Source organism: Mycobacterium angelicum, from assembly GCF_002086155.1.
Classification (GTDB): domain Bacteria; phylum Actinomycetota; class Actinomycetes; order Mycobacteriales; family Mycobacteriaceae; genus Mycobacterium; species Mycobacterium angelicum.
The window spans coordinates 205,069-220,309 of the sequence record NZ_MVHE01000004.1 but is presented as its reverse complement, the minus strand read 5'-3'; the positions used below and the strand labels follow the sequence as shown (position 1 = coordinate 220,309).

The 15,241-nt window shown below is 64.0% G+C and carries 13 protein-coding genes; 3 read left to right on the top strand and 10 right to left on the bottom strand.

Annotated features, from left to right (window positions below; all coding sequences use genetic code 11):
* Positions 1-12: 12 nt before the first annotated feature.
* The 10 genes from BST12_RS04925 to BST12_RS04880 all read right to left on the bottom strand — a co-directional run bounded on the left by BST12_RS04925 (position 13) and on the right by BST12_RS04880 (position 12,557).
* Positions 13-1,749: an MCE family protein gene (locus tag BST12_RS04925; RefSeq protein ID WP_083111870.1), complete on the bottom strand. Its 1,737-nt coding sequence runs from the start codon at positions 1,747-1,749 to the stop codon at positions 13-15.
* The gene (locus BST12_RS04920; RefSeq protein ID WP_083111869.1) at positions 1,750-2,991 is read right to left on the bottom strand and encodes an MCE family protein; all 1,242 of its coding nucleotides are present in this window, start codon (positions 2,989-2,991) and stop codon (positions 1,750-1,752) included.
* Entirely contained in the window at positions 2,988-4,466 is a 1,479-nt protein-coding gene (locus tag BST12_RS04915) for an MCE family protein (RefSeq protein WP_083111868.1), read from the bottom strand. The genes BST12_RS04920 and BST12_RS04915 overlap by 4 nt, the downstream gene beginning before the upstream one ends.
* The gene (locus BST12_RS04910) at positions 4,421-5,539 is read right to left on the bottom strand and encodes an MCE family protein (protein WP_083111934.1); all 1,119 of its coding nucleotides are present in this window, start codon (positions 5,537-5,539) and stop codon (positions 4,421-4,423) included. Before BST12_RS04910 ends, BST12_RS04915 begins: the two co-directional genes overlap by 46 nt.
* Positions 5,539-6,561 carry an MCE family protein gene (locus tag BST12_RS04905; RefSeq protein ID WP_083111867.1) on the bottom strand — a complete coding sequence of 341 codons (1,023 nt, stop codon included), beginning with the start codon at positions 6,559-6,561 and terminating at the stop codon, positions 5,539-5,541. Before BST12_RS04905 ends, BST12_RS04910 begins: the two co-directional genes overlap by 1 nt.
* Positions 6,558-7,721, bottom strand: a complete 1,164-nt coding sequence (locus tag BST12_RS04900) for an MCE family protein (RefSeq protein WP_245846760.1) — start codon at positions 7,719-7,721, stop codon at positions 6,558-6,560. Before BST12_RS04900 ends, BST12_RS04905 begins: the two co-directional genes overlap by 4 nt.
* A 134-nt stretch (positions 7,722-7,855) precedes the next feature.
* A complete protein-coding gene (locus BST12_RS04895) occupies positions 7,856-8,701 on the bottom strand; it encodes an MlaE family ABC transporter permease (protein WP_083111866.1) in 846 nt (281 codons plus the stop codon).
* A gap of 24 nt (positions 8,702-8,725) precedes the next feature.
* Complete coding sequence (locus tag BST12_RS04890) at positions 8,726-9,535, bottom strand: MlaE family ABC transporter permease (protein ID WP_083111865.1); 810 nt, start codon at positions 9,533-9,535, stop codon at positions 8,726-8,728.
* 287 nt (positions 9,536-9,822) lie between these two features.
* On the bottom strand, positions 9,823-11,028 hold the full coding sequence (locus BST12_RS04885) for a CaiB/BaiF CoA transferase family protein (RefSeq protein WP_083111864.1): 1,206 nt from the start codon (positions 11,026-11,028) through the stop codon (positions 9,823-9,825).
* Positions 11,025-12,557, bottom strand: coding sequence for an aldehyde dehydrogenase family protein (locus BST12_RS04880; RefSeq protein WP_083111863.1), 1,533 nt, complete (start codon positions 12,555-12,557; stop codon positions 11,025-11,027). Before BST12_RS04880 ends, BST12_RS04885 begins: the two co-directional genes overlap by 4 nt.
* A gap of 300 nt (positions 12,558-12,857) precedes the next feature.
* Between BST12_RS04880 and BST12_RS04875 the strand changes: the two genes are divergently transcribed.
* The 3 genes from BST12_RS04875 to BST12_RS04865 are packed head-to-tail and all read left to right on the top strand — an operon-like array spanning position 12,858 to position 15,202.
* A complete protein-coding gene (locus BST12_RS04875) occupies positions 12,858-13,580 on the top strand; it encodes an SDR family NAD(P)-dependent oxidoreductase (protein ID WP_083111862.1) in 723 nt (240 codons plus the stop codon).
* A gap of 23 nt (positions 13,581-13,603) precedes the next feature.
* On the top strand, positions 13,604-13,798 hold the full coding sequence (locus BST12_RS04870; protein ID WP_083111861.1) for a ferredoxin: 195 nt from the start codon (positions 13,604-13,606) through the stop codon (positions 13,796-13,798).
* 21 nt (positions 13,799-13,819) lie between these two features.
* Positions 13,820-15,202 carry a cytochrome P450 gene (locus BST12_RS04865; protein WP_083111860.1) on the top strand — a complete coding sequence of 461 codons (1,383 nt, stop codon included), beginning with the start codon at positions 13,820-13,822 and terminating at the stop codon, positions 15,200-15,202.
* The last annotated feature ends 39 nt before the right edge of the window (positions 15,203-15,241 follow it).

Below are 15,241 nucleotides of genomic sequence, written 5' to 3'. Positions count from 1 at the left end.
GCCCGAACGGCTTCAGGTGGGAAGCATGTCCCGCCAAGTCTTGGGCGCTTTCGGGGCAACGAGATCCGACTGCTGATACAGCTTCCCGTCCGGACCGACGTAACGACCCGTGTGCGGGTCATAACGGGCGATCGTGACGGACGGCCCCGCCACAGGACCGAATGCGCTTGGCGCGGCCTGCGGGCCTGGGCCGCCGACCGTGCCGGGTGGTGCGGCATCGGGAGGTGTGGGCGGTACGGGGGCGGCGGCCGGCGCGGGAAGTTCCCCCGCTGAAGGGACATCGAGTGGCGCTATGGGCGAAAGGTCGGCCGACATCCCCGACAAGGGCGCCTGCATGGGAGGTACCGACGAGGGCATCGGCGGGACAGCCGCGGCAATCGCGCCCGGCGGTGGATTCTCTCCCCGTGGCCCCGGCGGCGTGCCCCGCGGCACCGCGCCCGGCGGCAGCGGCGTCCCCTCGAGCGGGCCGAAAAGCCTGTCGTTGACGGTAACCCGGTCATCGACCGGGACGCCCTGGGCAATCAGGTTCGGGTCCAGCGGGTAAGGACCCAGGACGTGCTGGCGCATCGCCAGCGGCATGAAAGGCTTGTCGCTGTTGCAGATTTCGACGGTGGGTGCGCGCTTACCCGGGTGACCCATGCAGGGATAGTTGCGCGCACCGCGAACTCCGATCGGTGAATCCTGCGGGAGTTTGCAATACAAGCCGTCCGGTGTGTCGATGTCGGTGAGGTCGTCCGGGGATCGCCATGTGTTGGGTGGCATGAAGCCAACCGTGCAAATAGGCGGATCGTCGATCGTGAGTGCGAAGTCGCCCTGGGCCGTACCCTCGGGGTGGTTCTCCGCCTGGGCGGCCTGCTCGATGGCAACCGCCGACGGCAGCAACACCAGCAGCTGCTCCAGCGAGGGGTGGTAGGTGATGCCGATCTGCCCGATGGTGGTCAGGTTGGCCAGCAACACCGGCAGCGTCGGTTTGATTTCTTCGAGAAGCCGCGACGCCTCGTTGGCCGCCTCGGGTCCGTTTTGCAGGATGGCGCGAACGCTTGAATCATCCTGCACGAACACGTCGGAAATTCCCGCGAGGCTGCGCGCCCACGTTCTGATCGAATCGGTGGTGCGTGCTTGCGAATCCAATAGCGGCCCAGTGTCTTCGGTGAGGGTTCGGGTTTGATCGACCACGCCGTTGGCGTCGCGGGACAATGTCGTCGTGGAGTCGAACAGTGATCCCAGGTCGTAACCCGAACCGTTGAAACCGCGGAAGGCCTCGTCGAGCAACTGGCCGAGTTTGGTCTTCGGGATGCTCTGGACCAAAGCATTGACCTGATCGAGCATCGGCCCGACCGGCTGCGGAATTGTCGTGTCGCGCTTGGCGATTACCGAGCCGTCGTGCAGGTAGGGCGGCGAATCGGTTCTGGGCTGCAGGTCCACGTACTGTTCCCCCACCGCGGAGACACTGAGCACCGCCGCCGTCAAGTCCGCGGGTATTTTGGGTGAAGTGTCAAGCGACAGTGTGGCTTTCGCTCCAGTCGGGGTCAAGCTCACCGAGGTGACCTTCCCGATTTGCACCCCACGGTAAGTCACGTTGGAAAACCGGTAGAGACCGCCGGTGGCCGGCAGCTCCAGCGTCACCGTCATCCGGCCGATGCCCAGCAGGGTCGGCGCTTGGATATAGAAGAGCACCATCGCAATCACGCCGATGGTCCCGACGATCGTGAAGATCACCAGCTGGATCCGGACAAAGCGCGTCAGCATCTATCCGCCACCTTCCGTGGGTGCCGCAGCGGGCGCCGTCGAAGGCCCGGGCGCACGTGGCGGGCCGGGCAGCCGGGCACCGGGCGGCGGCGGGGGCAGCGGCAGCGCCTCCGGATCGACCCACGGCGGCCTGATGGGGTCATTCAGCGGATCATGTGTGTAATTCAGGTAATACGGGTCCCCGGGCGCCGGCACCAACGGCTGGTCCAGCTGCCCCCAGTGCGTCCCCAACATCAGTCCGCGCTTGAGCCGTGGTATCGACAGGTCCAAATCGACGTGCAGGTTGAAGTAGTCGCCCCGGACCGCTCGGTCGACGAAGTTCTGGGTGAACGGGAACACGAAACTCGCCGCGATGGCCGTGCCGAGCTCCGGTCCGACGTCGGAGAGCGCGCGGATGGTCGGCTCCAGGTTCTTGAGATTCTTGACCAGGTCGGCCTGAGAGTCGTTGATCAGCCGGGTGGCGGTGCTGCTGAAAACGCGGAGCCTGTCCAGGGCCGCCGTCAGTCGCGGCCTCTCCCTGATCAGCACATCCAGTGCGGGCGGTACTTTGCGCAGTGCCTGGCTGAGAACGTCGCGTTGCCCGGCGAAGGTGCCGGCAAGCCGGTTCAGCGCCTGGATGGACTCAACGATGTTGTCCCGCTGGTCGTTCAGTGTTCCGACGAACGTGTCGAGGCGGGTTAGCAGATCGCGTACGGCGCCCTCGCGCCCGGACAGGGCGATGGAGAAATTGTGGATGATTTCGCCGATTTGTCCCAGTCCCCCGCCGTTGACGACCGCTGCCAGCGACGACAACGTCTGCTCTGTCGACGGGTACGCCGATGACCGACTGAGCGGGATGGTGGCGCCCGGCTGCAGCCGTCCGGTTGGCTCCTGGCCGAGCGGGGAGTTGAGTTCCAGATGCATCGACCCCAGCAGACTCGTCTGACCGACGGTGGCCACCACGTTGGCCGGGACGACGACATCGCGCTTCACCGAGATCTCGACGTCGGCATGCCAGCCTTGCACCCTCATATTGCCGACACTGCCGACGATGACGTCGTTGATCATCACTGGCGAATTCGACTCCATCGTACCGACATTCGGCAGTTCGACGTGGTAGATATCGGCCCCGGGACCGCGTCCGACCGCGCCCGGCAGGGGTAGTGAGTTCAGGCCGTGGAAGGCGCATCCCGTCAGGGTCAACATGGCGCAGGAGCCGATGGCGAGCAGCCGCCGCCCAGACACCCACACGCGGGCGGTCATGATTGCGGCCCTTCGGCCGGCAGCAGCATGCCTGACACACCCGGCGCCGCCGGTGGTGGCGGTTCCATCGGTGTCGACGGCGGAGGCGGCAGCGGCATCGCCGCGCCCGGTATCCGCGCGGGCGGCTCCGCCCCCGGCGGTCCCACGGGATCACCCGGTAGACCGGTGTAGGCCGACACCGCGGGCGGAATTTCGGGTGGTCCGGGTTTGGGGCCCTCACCGCCAGGTGCCAGGCGCGGTTCGGTGTAGAGGATGTTCTCCGGGTCTATCGACTTCTGCAGGAATATGTTGATGGGGATCGGCAGGCTGTTGAAGTTGAGCACCCGCAACCCGGGACCGAGGAACATCGAGCACAGCTTGCCCGATTCAACCGCGGTGACGTTTTCGATGGCACCCACTGCCGTGCAGCCGGGTACTGGCAGCGGAACCATCAGACCCGAAAACGTGGGGTTCGCGAAGTTCATGATCCCGAACCCGCCCACGATGGTTCCGGTGTCGGCGTTGTAGTCGTTGAAGAAGTTGCCGAGCGCGTTCGGCGCGGCGTGCAGGATGTTTTCCAGCGGCATGCGCTGATTGACCAGGATCTGCGTGACATCGGCCAACCGGGCAATCTGCTCGCTAGTCCCCTCGCGAGTTTCGGCGATGAATCGCTGCACCTCGCCGACCGCCGTCGACAGCTCGGTCAGCGCCGCGTCCAGCTCGGATTTGCTGTCGTTGACCACGCTGGTGAGCGTGGCCAGCCGGTCGTTGAACTGCACGATCTGGACGTTGCTGTCGCGCAGCGCGCTAACGAAGATCTGTAGGTTTTTGATGATGTCGACGATGTTGCCGCTACCGTTGGCGAGGATCCGGCCCACCCCTGACAGTTGCGCGATTGTTTGCCGCAGCTTGTCGCCGTTGCCGTCGAGCGCATTGGCGGCGCTGTCGATGAACCGGCCCACCGACGTGCCCGAGACACCACTCTTGGGTCCCAAATCCGTTGCCAGCCGCATCAACTGGGTCTTGACCTCGTCCCACTCGACGGGCACCGCGGTCCGCTCGACGGGGATCACCGCGCCGTCCGGCATGACCGGGCCGCTGGTCCGGTAGGCGGGAGTGAGCTGGACATAGCGGGCAGCGACCAGGTTCGAGGCAACGATGACCGCTTTCGCGTCCGCCGGAACGGGCACGCTGCGGTCGACCCCGAGGGTCATCTTGACCTGTTTCCCCTGCGGCTCAATGGATTTGATCTTGCCGACCTTGACACCCGATACCCGCACCTCGTCACCGGGATAGACCGCGGTGGCGGTGGTGAAATAGGCGGTAATCGTTCTTGGGGCAAAGAACGTATTCCGGACGAGCACGGCGGCGCCGGCAACGACGAGCCCGACCAGGACAACCGCCGCCACGGTCGAAAGCCGCTTGCGCTTAGCCGGGGGAATTCGAGATATCACTGCGACCCTCCGACCCTGCCGCCCAACGTACAGTCGGGGCATACCGGAATACCGTTGTACGGCCACGGAACCAGCGACCGAGGTACCGGCGACGGGTAGCCAGGACCGCGAGCCGGGTCGAAGGTGCGGAATCCCCAGAGATAGTCGAGGAATGGCTGGAAGATTTGCGGGGCAAGGAAGTTCGGGACGAAAGCCTGATAGGCGTACATGCTGGAGATGCCCTCACCGACCGTGATCTGGAATTTGGCGAGTCCCGGCAGCGCTTTGCTGATGTTGTCGCGGTTTTTTTCCAGCATCGCGGTCAGCGAATTCAGCCTCTTCAGCGTCGGTGCCAATTCGCTTTCGTTGTCATGCACCAGGGCCGTCAGCTGTTTGGCCACCGTCGACGTGTTGGCCAACAGGTCCACGATCTCCTGCCGGCGCGCCACCAGTACTTGGAGCAGGGCGTCGGAGTTGAGGATGAGTTTGTTGACCTGCTGGCTGCGTTCGGAGAGAACCCCGGTGACGTCGGCAGCGCTCTTGAACAGCTCACCCAGATTCTTGTTACGGCTGTTGAGGGTGCGTGACAGTCGGGTGAGTGCGTCAAAAGCCGGTCCCATTTGGGGTGCTATCTGGTCGAGCGTCGCCGACAGTGTGTCCAATGACTGATTCAGCGTCGCGGTGCTCGTCCCGGCGGTGTCGGAGGTCAAGTCGCTGACCGCTTCGGTCAACGAATAGGGCGAAGACGTGCGCGAGACGGGAATGAGCGCCATCGGGTGCAGCTTGCCGGTGCCGGCAGACTCCACTGTCAACACCCGCTCGCCCAATAGCGTGCCCGTGCGGATGTGCGCGGACGTCTCCGAGCCGAACAGGATGTTGCCCTTCACCGCGAACGTCACCAGCGCATCACCCTGGTGCAGTTCAATATTCGACACAGTGCCAACTTTGATCCCCGATACCGTCACGGGGTTGCCTGGCGCGAGGCCGCCGGCTTCGGTGAACAGGGCCTGGTATCTGACCATCGTCGCCCATGTGACGAACCGGTCGGGCGACAGGCCCACCAGGATGGTCAGCGTGATCAAGACCGCGCCAATGAATCCGGCCTTGATCAACCCAGCTCCGCGATATTTCAGCATCAGGGTTCCGTGCACCTTCCAGCATCGGACCTAAATATGGGGGCTTTCACCGTCCGGCCCTGAAGGTCCGTGCCGCGGAGCTCCAACTGGCAGAGGTAATACGGGATCGTGGAGCCGTTCACGCCGAGTCGCACCAGCTTGCGGTAGTTCTTTGGCGCCTTCCCGAGTGCGGCGTCGAGGCGGTCCTTGTCGTCGTCGAGGATCGGCGCCAACCGATTCAATTGGTCTATGGTGCCCGACAGCGGCGGCCGCGCGCTGGTTAGCAGATCCGCCAGCGATGCGGTTCCGTTGTCCAGCGCCGTGATAGCGGCGCCGATTGTGTCGCGGTCGTCCGACAACCCGCTGACAAGCCGCTCGAGGCGATCGATCGCGCCGGAGAACTGGGTGCCGTCCTTGGAAATCGTGCCGATCACGATGTTGAGGTTGTCGATCAGTTGCTGCACGGCTTGATCGTTGTCGGCCAAGGCGTTCGAGAACGACGTCGTCTTGGCGAACAGCGACTCGAGAGTCCCTCCTTGCCCCTGGAATACCTGCAACAATCCTGAGGTCAGCGCATTGACATCGCGCGCATTCAGGCCCTGGGTAACGGGTTTCAGTCCGCCGAGCAGCAGATCGAGGTCAAGCGCCGGCGCGGTGCGGTCGACGGGAATCTGACCGCCGGCCGGCAGATGCTTGGCCGGGCCCGGACCGTCGAGCAGTTCGAGGTAGCGATCGCCCACCAGGTTGAGGTAGCGGACCGCCGCCCGGGTGCCCTCGGTGAGGACCACGTTGCGGTCGGTGTCGAACTTCACCACAACTTTCTTGTCCGGCTGCAGCGAAACGCTATTGACCGTGCCCACCCGGATCCCGGCGACCCGCACCGACTGCCCCTCCTTGAGACGCGACACATCGGTGAACACCGCCGAATACCCGGTCGTCGAACCCGTCCGGTACTGGCCGAAGATGAAGAACAGGGAGGCGGTCAGCATCACCATCACGACCGCGAAGGTCGCGACTTTGATCAGCGTGCCGCGTGTCCTCATCCGGGTTGTCCGATCTGAACCGGGTTGCGTGGCGGTCCGGCGATCGGCCCGTATAGCAGTTGTTTGAGGAGATCGGAGTTGATCAGCAGCTGCGGGTTTCCGTACCCCACCGGGTCGGCGCCGATATCTGAGATCAGCTGCTTTGGATGCGAGTTGAACGGGATTCTCGGCAGACCCATGCACTGGGGGCCGCCTGTCGCCGCGACCTTGGGCAGGTTCGTCGGATACCGATAACGTTCGCCGCCCCAGGTAAGACTCGCCGAGATGTTGATGCTCGGTTCCGACAGCGGCGAACCATGCGAGATCGTTATCAGACCGCCGAAAGCACAGGTGAACACCTCGTGGTACTCGCTGGTCAGATCGGTTGTCGGCACCAGCAGATGCAATACATTCGTCAGCGGTTCGCGGTTGTTCGACAAGACATCGTTGCCGATGTTGGCCAAGCCGATCGCGCTGATCAGCAATGCATCCAGGTTGCTCTGCTCGTCGACGATCGTCTGGCTGATCCGGTTCGCGTTAGCAACGGTTTTCACCAGGTTCGGCGCCGCGTCGGCATAGGCGTTCGACACCGCCGGTAACACCGCGAGGTCATGGCGGAATGCCGGAAGGCTCGGCTCCAGCTTGGCCAGAAAGGAATCCAAGTCGGTGAGCGACTGGCCAAGCTGTGTGCCCCGCCCACTGAACGCTTGTGCCAGCGCGCCCAGGGACTCGTTGAGCTTCGCCGGGTCGATCTGGGCCAGCACCGACACCAATTGCTGGAATACGGTGTTGATTTCGACCATGACGTGCTCGCCCGCCAGCGTCTGGCCGGCATGTAGCCGTTGCGCCGAGGGCTTATCGGGGGCCACCAGTTCGACCGACTTCGCGCCGAACACCGTCGACGACGTGATGTCGACGAGCACGTTGGCGGGAATGTATTGCAACTCCGACGGGAACATCGCCAAGTGCAGAGCCGCCCGGCCGTTCGGCAGCGACTCGATCGATTCAACCTTGCCCACCTGCACGCCGCGCATCTTGACCTTGGCGTCCGCGTTCATCACCAGGCCGGCACGCTGTGAGATCACCGTCACCGGCACGGTTTCGGTGAGGTCGCCCCGGAAAAGGCTTACCGCCAGCGCGAAGATCGCCGCGACCACCAAGACGGTTACCAGGCCGGCCAGCGGCCGTGCGTACGATCGGACGCCGAAGTGGCGGCCGGGTGATGCCGCGACAGGTGCGGCGGCACTGGTGGTTTCAGACTGGTGGACGGGCCGGGGGCCGAAGTCGCGCGTCACTTTCCTTTCACCACCTTTCGCTAGCCGGACAGGTTGAAGTTTCCGTTGGAGCCGTAGACGGCCAGCGAAACCAGGAGTATCACTGACACGACCACGATCAGCGAAGTCCGCACCGCGTTACCGGTCGCGACCCCCACGCCGGCTGGTCCGCCCGAGGCGAAAAAGCCGAAGTACGTATGGATCAACAGGATCGTGATCGCCATCGCGATGGCTTGCAGGAACGACCACAGCAAGTCGATCGGGTTCAAGAACGTGGTGAAGTAGTGGTTATACAAGCCGCTTGACTGGCCGAAGAGCATTGTGGTGATGAACTGGCTAGCCAGAAACGACAGGACGACGGCGATGCTGTACAAGGGCGTGATCGCCAACATTCCGGCCATGATCCGGGTACTGACGAGATACGAGATCGGCCGGATCGCCATCGATTCCAGGGCGTCGATTTCTTCGTTGATGCGCATGGCGCCCAATTGAGCTGTGACACCGGCACCGAAGGTGGCTGCCAAACCGATTCCCGCGACGATCGGCGCTGCGATGCGAACGTTGATGAAGGCGGAAAGGAATCCGGTCAGCGCCTCGATGCCGATATTGCCCAGTGAGCTGTATCCCTGGACCGCCAGCGTGCCGCCCGCGGCGAGCGTCATGAACCCGACAATCGCCAGCGTCCCGCCGATCATCGCCAAAGTCCCCGCGCCCATGCTGATTTCGGCGATGAGACGGATGATCTCGCGCCTATAGTGAGTGACCGCGAATGGTATCCCGCCCAGCGCTTTGCCGTAGAACAGCGTGTGATCGCCGATTCGGCTCAAGGTGGCCACCGGCTTCTGGGCTTGTCGCGTCAGACGCGGATAGGCCACGCGCAGTCCCATAGCTTGCCTTGCACCTCCTTCGCGCTACTTGGTCGAGAACCGGATACCGATAGCAGTGACAACCACATTGACGACCATCAGCGACATGAACGCGAACACCACGGTTTCGTTCACCGCGTTGCCGACCGCCTTGGCACCCCCACCCGACACCGTGAGCCCGCGATAGCACGCGACCAACCCGGCGATAAGACCGAAAAGCGCTGCCTTGACACACGAAATGATCATCTCCGGAACGCCGGTCAACAACGTGATGCCCGCCGCGAACGCGCCCGGGTTCACGTCTTGAACGAAGACCGAGAAGATGTATCCGCCCAGAATGCCGATGATGACCACCAAGCTGTTCAGTAACAGAGCAACCAATCCGGCGGCCAGCATGCGTGGCGTCACCAAACGCTGAACCGGATTGATACCCAGCACTTCCATCGCGTCGATCTCTTCGCGGATCGTGCGCGAACCCAAGTCCGCGCACATCGCCGTGGCTCCGGCACCGGCCACAATCAACACCGTCACCAACGGTCCGACCTGGGTGACCGCGCCGAAAGCCGCTCCGGCACCACTGAGGTCCGCAGCGCCGAGTTCGCGCAACAAGATGTTGAGCGTGAAGCTCACGAGAACCGTAAACGGAATCGCCACCAACAACGTGGGCACCAGCGAGACGCGGGCGACAAACCAGGACTGCTCGAAGAACTCTCGAGTCTGGAACGGCCGGCGAAACAGGAACCTGATCGCATCTGCCGACATCGCAAACAGGCCGCCGACCGCCTGCATTGCCCCGGAGAGATTCCCGGGCAGGGACACTCCCGGCGACCAGCGATTCGGGTTTTTATTCGCCATCGGCGTCAGCCCCAGTCGGCATCGTCAGCCCAGACCTTCGCACCGCCCCGAAGCGAAACACCTTCCGAATTACGGCATCTCGGCTTCGAAACGGTTTTCCTCCTCACGCCGGCCCTCCGTTCTCTTGCGTGAGTTGGCACTTCCAGGCCGTGTGGACCGCCCGAGCCCGCGAGTCTTGAAGCGCTTGGCGATTATGACTCATGCCGCGTCCAGGGGGAATGAAAAACGCATAACCGTTATCAGCGGCCTGGGCAGACATTTCCGACATTTCCTAGTCGCACCCGGCCCTAGGTGACCGCGCCGGCGGTCTTGAGTTCGATGATGCGATCCCAATCCAGCCCTAGTTCCAACAGAATTTCGTCTGTCTGCTCGGCGAATCCAGGCGCGGGGCCGGTCTGCGGCGCGGTGACATCGAACTGCACGGGGTTGGCGACAAGCTCGAGTTCGCCTGCGCGAACCAAATATTCGTTCGCTCTGATCTGTGCGTCGTCGGCCGCTTGCAAGGTGTCCTGCACCGGCGCCCAAGGTCCCGCGAGCGTCGCAAAGCGTTCGCTCCACTCGGCAAGCGTGCGGGTTGCGATCACTTTGGTCAAGATCTCCACGGCATCTGCCGTATTCGCGGCAATGGTTTCCGCGTCGGCAAAGCGTGGATCGTCGATCAGTTCGGGCCGGTCGATATGACGGCACACGTCGGCCCAGAACTTGCCGGGCTGCATCATCACCAAGGAGATGTAGCGGTTGTCGGATGTCGGGTACACGCCCACCAATGGGTTGACCGGCGATCCGTGGATGCCCGGCGGCGGCGCTTGCATCAATTGACCAAGGTGCTTGGTCAATGCCACGGTGTGGCCCAGCGACCACAGGCCGCTGCCGAGCAAGGACACGTCGACGACGGACGGTTCGCCGGTGCGCTCGCGCTTGAGGAGGGCCGCCGCGATCCCGCCGGCCAGGTTGGTGCCCGAGATGGTGTCGCCGTAGGCCGGGCCGGGCGGGTTGATCATCCCCTGGTAACCCATCGGCGTGATGGTGGCCGCGGTCCCGGCCCGGCACCAGAACGCGGTCATGTCGTAGCCGCCCTTGACCGACTCCGCGCCGCGGGGGCCCAGGGCGCTGCCGCGCGCGTAGATGATCGACGGGTTGACCGCGCGGATGTCGTCGACGTCGATGCCGAACTTCTGCCGGTGGTCGGGCAGAAAGCTGGTCAGGAATACGTCCGCGGTACGGGCGAGTTCGTAGAGCACTTCCTTGCCCTCGGGCACCGACATGTCCAGTCCGATGCTGCGCTTGCCGCGGTTGGCGTGCTCGATGTTTGGGTTGGGGTCGCCCTCGACCCGCAGCATGCCGGTCTGGCGCAGCCCGCGTTGGGGATCACCGGTGACCGCGTGCTCGACCTTGATCACATCGGCGCCCCATTCGACCAGCACGGCGCCCGCCGACGGGACGAACCCGTACATGGCGACTTCCAATACCCGGATGCCTTCGAGCGGTTTCACGCGGGGGCCCTTTCAGCCGGTACGGCTGGGACAGCAAAGGTCTTGCGTTCCAGAAACTCTTCGAGTCCGGCGACACCCATCTCGCGGCCCACGCCCGACTGCTTGAATCCGCCGAACGGGCTGTCGGCGCCGAAGTAGTTGCCGCCGTTGACCGAAAACGATCCGGCGCGGATCCGGCGCGCCACGGCCAGGGCCCGGTCCTGGTCGCGGCTGAAGACCGCACCGGCCAGTCCGTAGATCGAATTGTTGGCGATTCGCACGACATCGTCGTCGTTGTCGTCTTGGTCGAAGCCGATGACGACCAGCACCGGCCCGAACACTTCGTCCTGCGCGATCTCGCTGTCGGGATCGACGTTGGTGAGCAGGGTGGGTGCATAGAAGTAGCCGGGGTCCAGGCGCTTGCCCCCGGTCACCAGGGTGGCCCCGGCGGCGACGGCCCGCTGGACCATGCCGTCCACCTTGTCCCGCTGTCGCTCGTTGATCAGCGGTCCCATATAGGTTTTCGGATCGGCCGGGTCGCCGTGGCGCACATGGGCGAAGTGCTGCGCGATCAATTCGACGATTTCGTCGTGGTGCACCTTGGGCACCAGCAGCCGCGACGTCAGCGCGCAGCCCTGTCCCGCGTGGGTGACCATGCTGAACGCGGCGAACATGGTGGCGGTGGCGAAGTCGGCGTCGTCGAGCATGATCACCGCCGACTTGCCGCCCAATTCCAGGAACACACGCTTGACGGTGTCGCTGGCCGCGGCCATGATCTTGCGGCCGACCGCCGTTGACCCGGTGAAGGTCACCACGTCGACGTCGGGGCTGGTGGTCAGGGCCTCGCCCGACGCGGCGTCCGACGAAGTCAGCACGTTCACCACACCGGCCGGGATATCGGTGTGGCTGGCGATCAGCTCACCCAGCGCCAGGGTGATCAGCGGGGTGTCCGGCGCGCCTTTGAGCACCACCGTGCAGCCGGCGGCCAGCGCCGGGGCCAGCTTGGCCAGCGCGAGCTGGTTCGGATAGTTGTAGGCGATGATGGCCGCCACCACGCCGGCAGCTTCCTTTTCCACCCAGCGATGGTGCTGCATGCCGCGCGATTCTCTATTGCCTAAGTCTTCGGAGAACTGGTAGCTGCGCAGCAGGTCGGCATAGAACCTGACGATGCCGATCGGGTCGTCGAGCTGGGCGCCCTGGGTCAGAGCGCGGGTGGCGCCGACTTCGGCGATGGTCAGCTCGCGCAACTCCTCGGCATGGTCTAGCAGCGCCCGATGCAGCTGATCGAGGCAACGGATCCGCATCTCGACGTCGGTCGGCCAGCTCGTCGTGTCGAAGGCGCGCCGGGCGGCCGCGATCGCCTGCTCGGCCTCACCGACGCCTGCCTCGGGAGCGTGGCCCAGGACGGCGCCGGTGGCGGGGTTGATCGACGGGAACGTCTGCTGGGTCGTGACCAGTCGGCCGTCGATCAGCAGCCGGCGGTCGGCCCGTGATGCCTGCGCGCCGACAATTGGCACCCGGACGGTCTCCGCCGTGTCCTGCGCTGGCATGGTGGGCCCCCTAGTGTGGTGACGGTCACGATAATTTCATTCTCATATCAGGCGAATCTTACATTCGAGACTTGAGAATTCAAGAAAGCGCCCGCACTCCATAGGCCCGCTGACCAGCTAAGCAATCGCTCAGCGATACACCGACGAAGCCTCTCTATGCAGGTTGCGCGCGGTTTAGGCGCTAGCTTGCACGCCGTTCTGGCGTGAGAGTAGGATTCTCATAATTGCAATCAAGATTCTTTAAGAGTGAGACTGGACGGCGAAGAAAGGCTCGGGTGCTGAGCAGGTGAAGGCCGCTTGATGACCGCCTCGAAAACCGCCTCGAAAACCGCTCTGGTGACCGGTGGCGGATCTGGCATCGGGCAAGCCGTCGCGCATCGCCTGCAAACCGACGGCATCGACGTGGCCACCATCGATATACGACCCTCCGACGCCGAGCTCGCCTACACCGCCGACGTAACCGATCGATCGCAGATCGACGCCGCGTTGTCCGCTATCCACGACCGGCTGGGCCCGGTCACGATCCTGGTGAACGCCGCGGGCCTGGATGGTTTCAAGCGGTTCGGCAACCTCACGTTCGGGGAATGGCAGCGCGTTTTGGATGTCAACCTCAACGGCACTTTCCACGCGATCCAGGCGGTGCTGCCCGACATGGTGGCGGCCGGTTGGGGACGGATCGTCAACATCTCGTCGTCGAGCGCCCATTCGGGCCAGCCCTACATGGCGCACTATGTGGCCGCCAAGTCCGCGGTCAACGGACTTACCAAGTCGCTGGCACTCGAGTACGGGCCCAGCGGCATCACGGTCAACGCCGTCCCGCCGGGCTTCATCGACACCCCGATGCTGCGCAACGCCGAGACGCAAGGGTTCCTCGGCGACGTCGAGCAGAACATCGCCAAGACGCCGGTGCGCCGGATGGGCAAGCCGGAGGACATCGCCGCCGCTTGCGCCTTCCTGGTGTCCGAGGAGGCCGGCTACATCACCGGCCAGATCCTGGGCGTCAACGGCGGCCGCAACACCTGAGACGCGTTAAGGAGAGTGCGACGGTGAAGGTCTGGGTTGATCCCGAACGCTGCCAAGGGCACACCCTGTGCTCGATGATCGCGCCAAATTCTTTTCAGCTCAGCGACATTGACGGCAGCTCGTCGGCCGTCAGCGATGTCGTTCCCGACGACCAGCTGGAGCAGGTCAGGGAGGCTGTCCGATCCTGCCCGGAGCAGGCCATCATCTTGACCGACTAAACATCAAGGGGAGAGGGCACTTTGAGGGTTGATGACGCCGTCACCGACAAAGACGGCGACAGCGACAGCGACCGGAAGAAGAATCGGTATCACTTCGATCGGCACACCGCCGAATACCGGTCGGAATTCAAGACGATCACCGAGGAGATGCACGCCCAGTGCCCGATCGCGTGGACCGACACCTACGGCGGGCACTGGGTGGCGGCCGGCAGCAACGAAGTGTTCGAGCTCGCCCGCTGCCCGGCGATCTCCAACGACCATGACATCCACGGCGAACGCCGTGGCTACAAAGGCATTTCGATACCCACCGCCAGCCGGGTCAGTGTGGTGCGGGGCGGCATCCTGGAAATGGACGACCCCGAACATCGGACCTACCGCACGGTTCTCAACCCGTATCTGTCACCGGCGGCGGTCAAGCGCTGGCAGCCGTTCATCGACGACGTGACCCGCGCCTGCCTCACCGAGAAGATCGAGGACGGTCACATCGACTTCGTCGACGATCTGGCCAATATCGTGCCCGCCGTGCTGACCCTGGCGATGCTGGGCATCCCGCTGAAGAAGTGGAACATGTACAGCGAGCCGGTTCATGCCGCGGTGTACACCCCGGAACACTCCCCCGACATCAAGCGGGTGACCGAGATGCACCGCCAGATGGGCCTCGACATGGTCAATAGCATGATCGAGATTCGCGAAAACCCGCGTCCCGGCATCGTCAATGCTTTGGTGCAGATGCGCATTGACGACGTGCCCGCACCCGATCTGGAGATCCTCGGAAATCTCGGGCTCGTCATCGGCGGCGGCTTCGACACCACGACTGCGCTGACCGCCCATTCGCTGGAATGGCTTTCCGAGCACCCGGATGAACGCGAGCGGCTGCGGCAGCACCGCGACACGCTGCTGGACCCCGCGACCGAGGAGTTTCTGCGCTACTTCACCCCGGCACCCGGCGATGGCCGGACATTCTCCGACGACGTCGAGGTAAACGGCACGCGGTTCAAAGAAGGTGAGCGGCTTTGGATTTCGTGGGCGATGGCCAATCGTGATCCCGCTGTGTTTCACAAGCCGGATCAGGTCGTCCTCGATCGTAAAGGCAACCGGCACTTCAGTTTCGGCATCGGCGTGCACCGGTGTATCGGGTCGAACGTGGCCCGCACCGTGTTCAAGTCGATGCTGACTGCCGTGCTCGACCGGATGCCCGATTATCGCTGCGATCCCGATGGCGCCGTGCACTACGAGACCATCGGCGTCATCCAGGGCATGCGCAAACTTCCGGCCACGTTCACCCCTGGCCGCCGGGTAGGCGACGGCCTCGACCAGACCCTGGACAAGCTGCAACGCATTTGCGACGAGCAAGAACTCGCACGTCCTGTCACCGAGCGCAAGGAAGCGGCGGTCATTGATTGAGCCACCCCGTTGACGCGCGCGATTTTTGCAAGTAGGCCT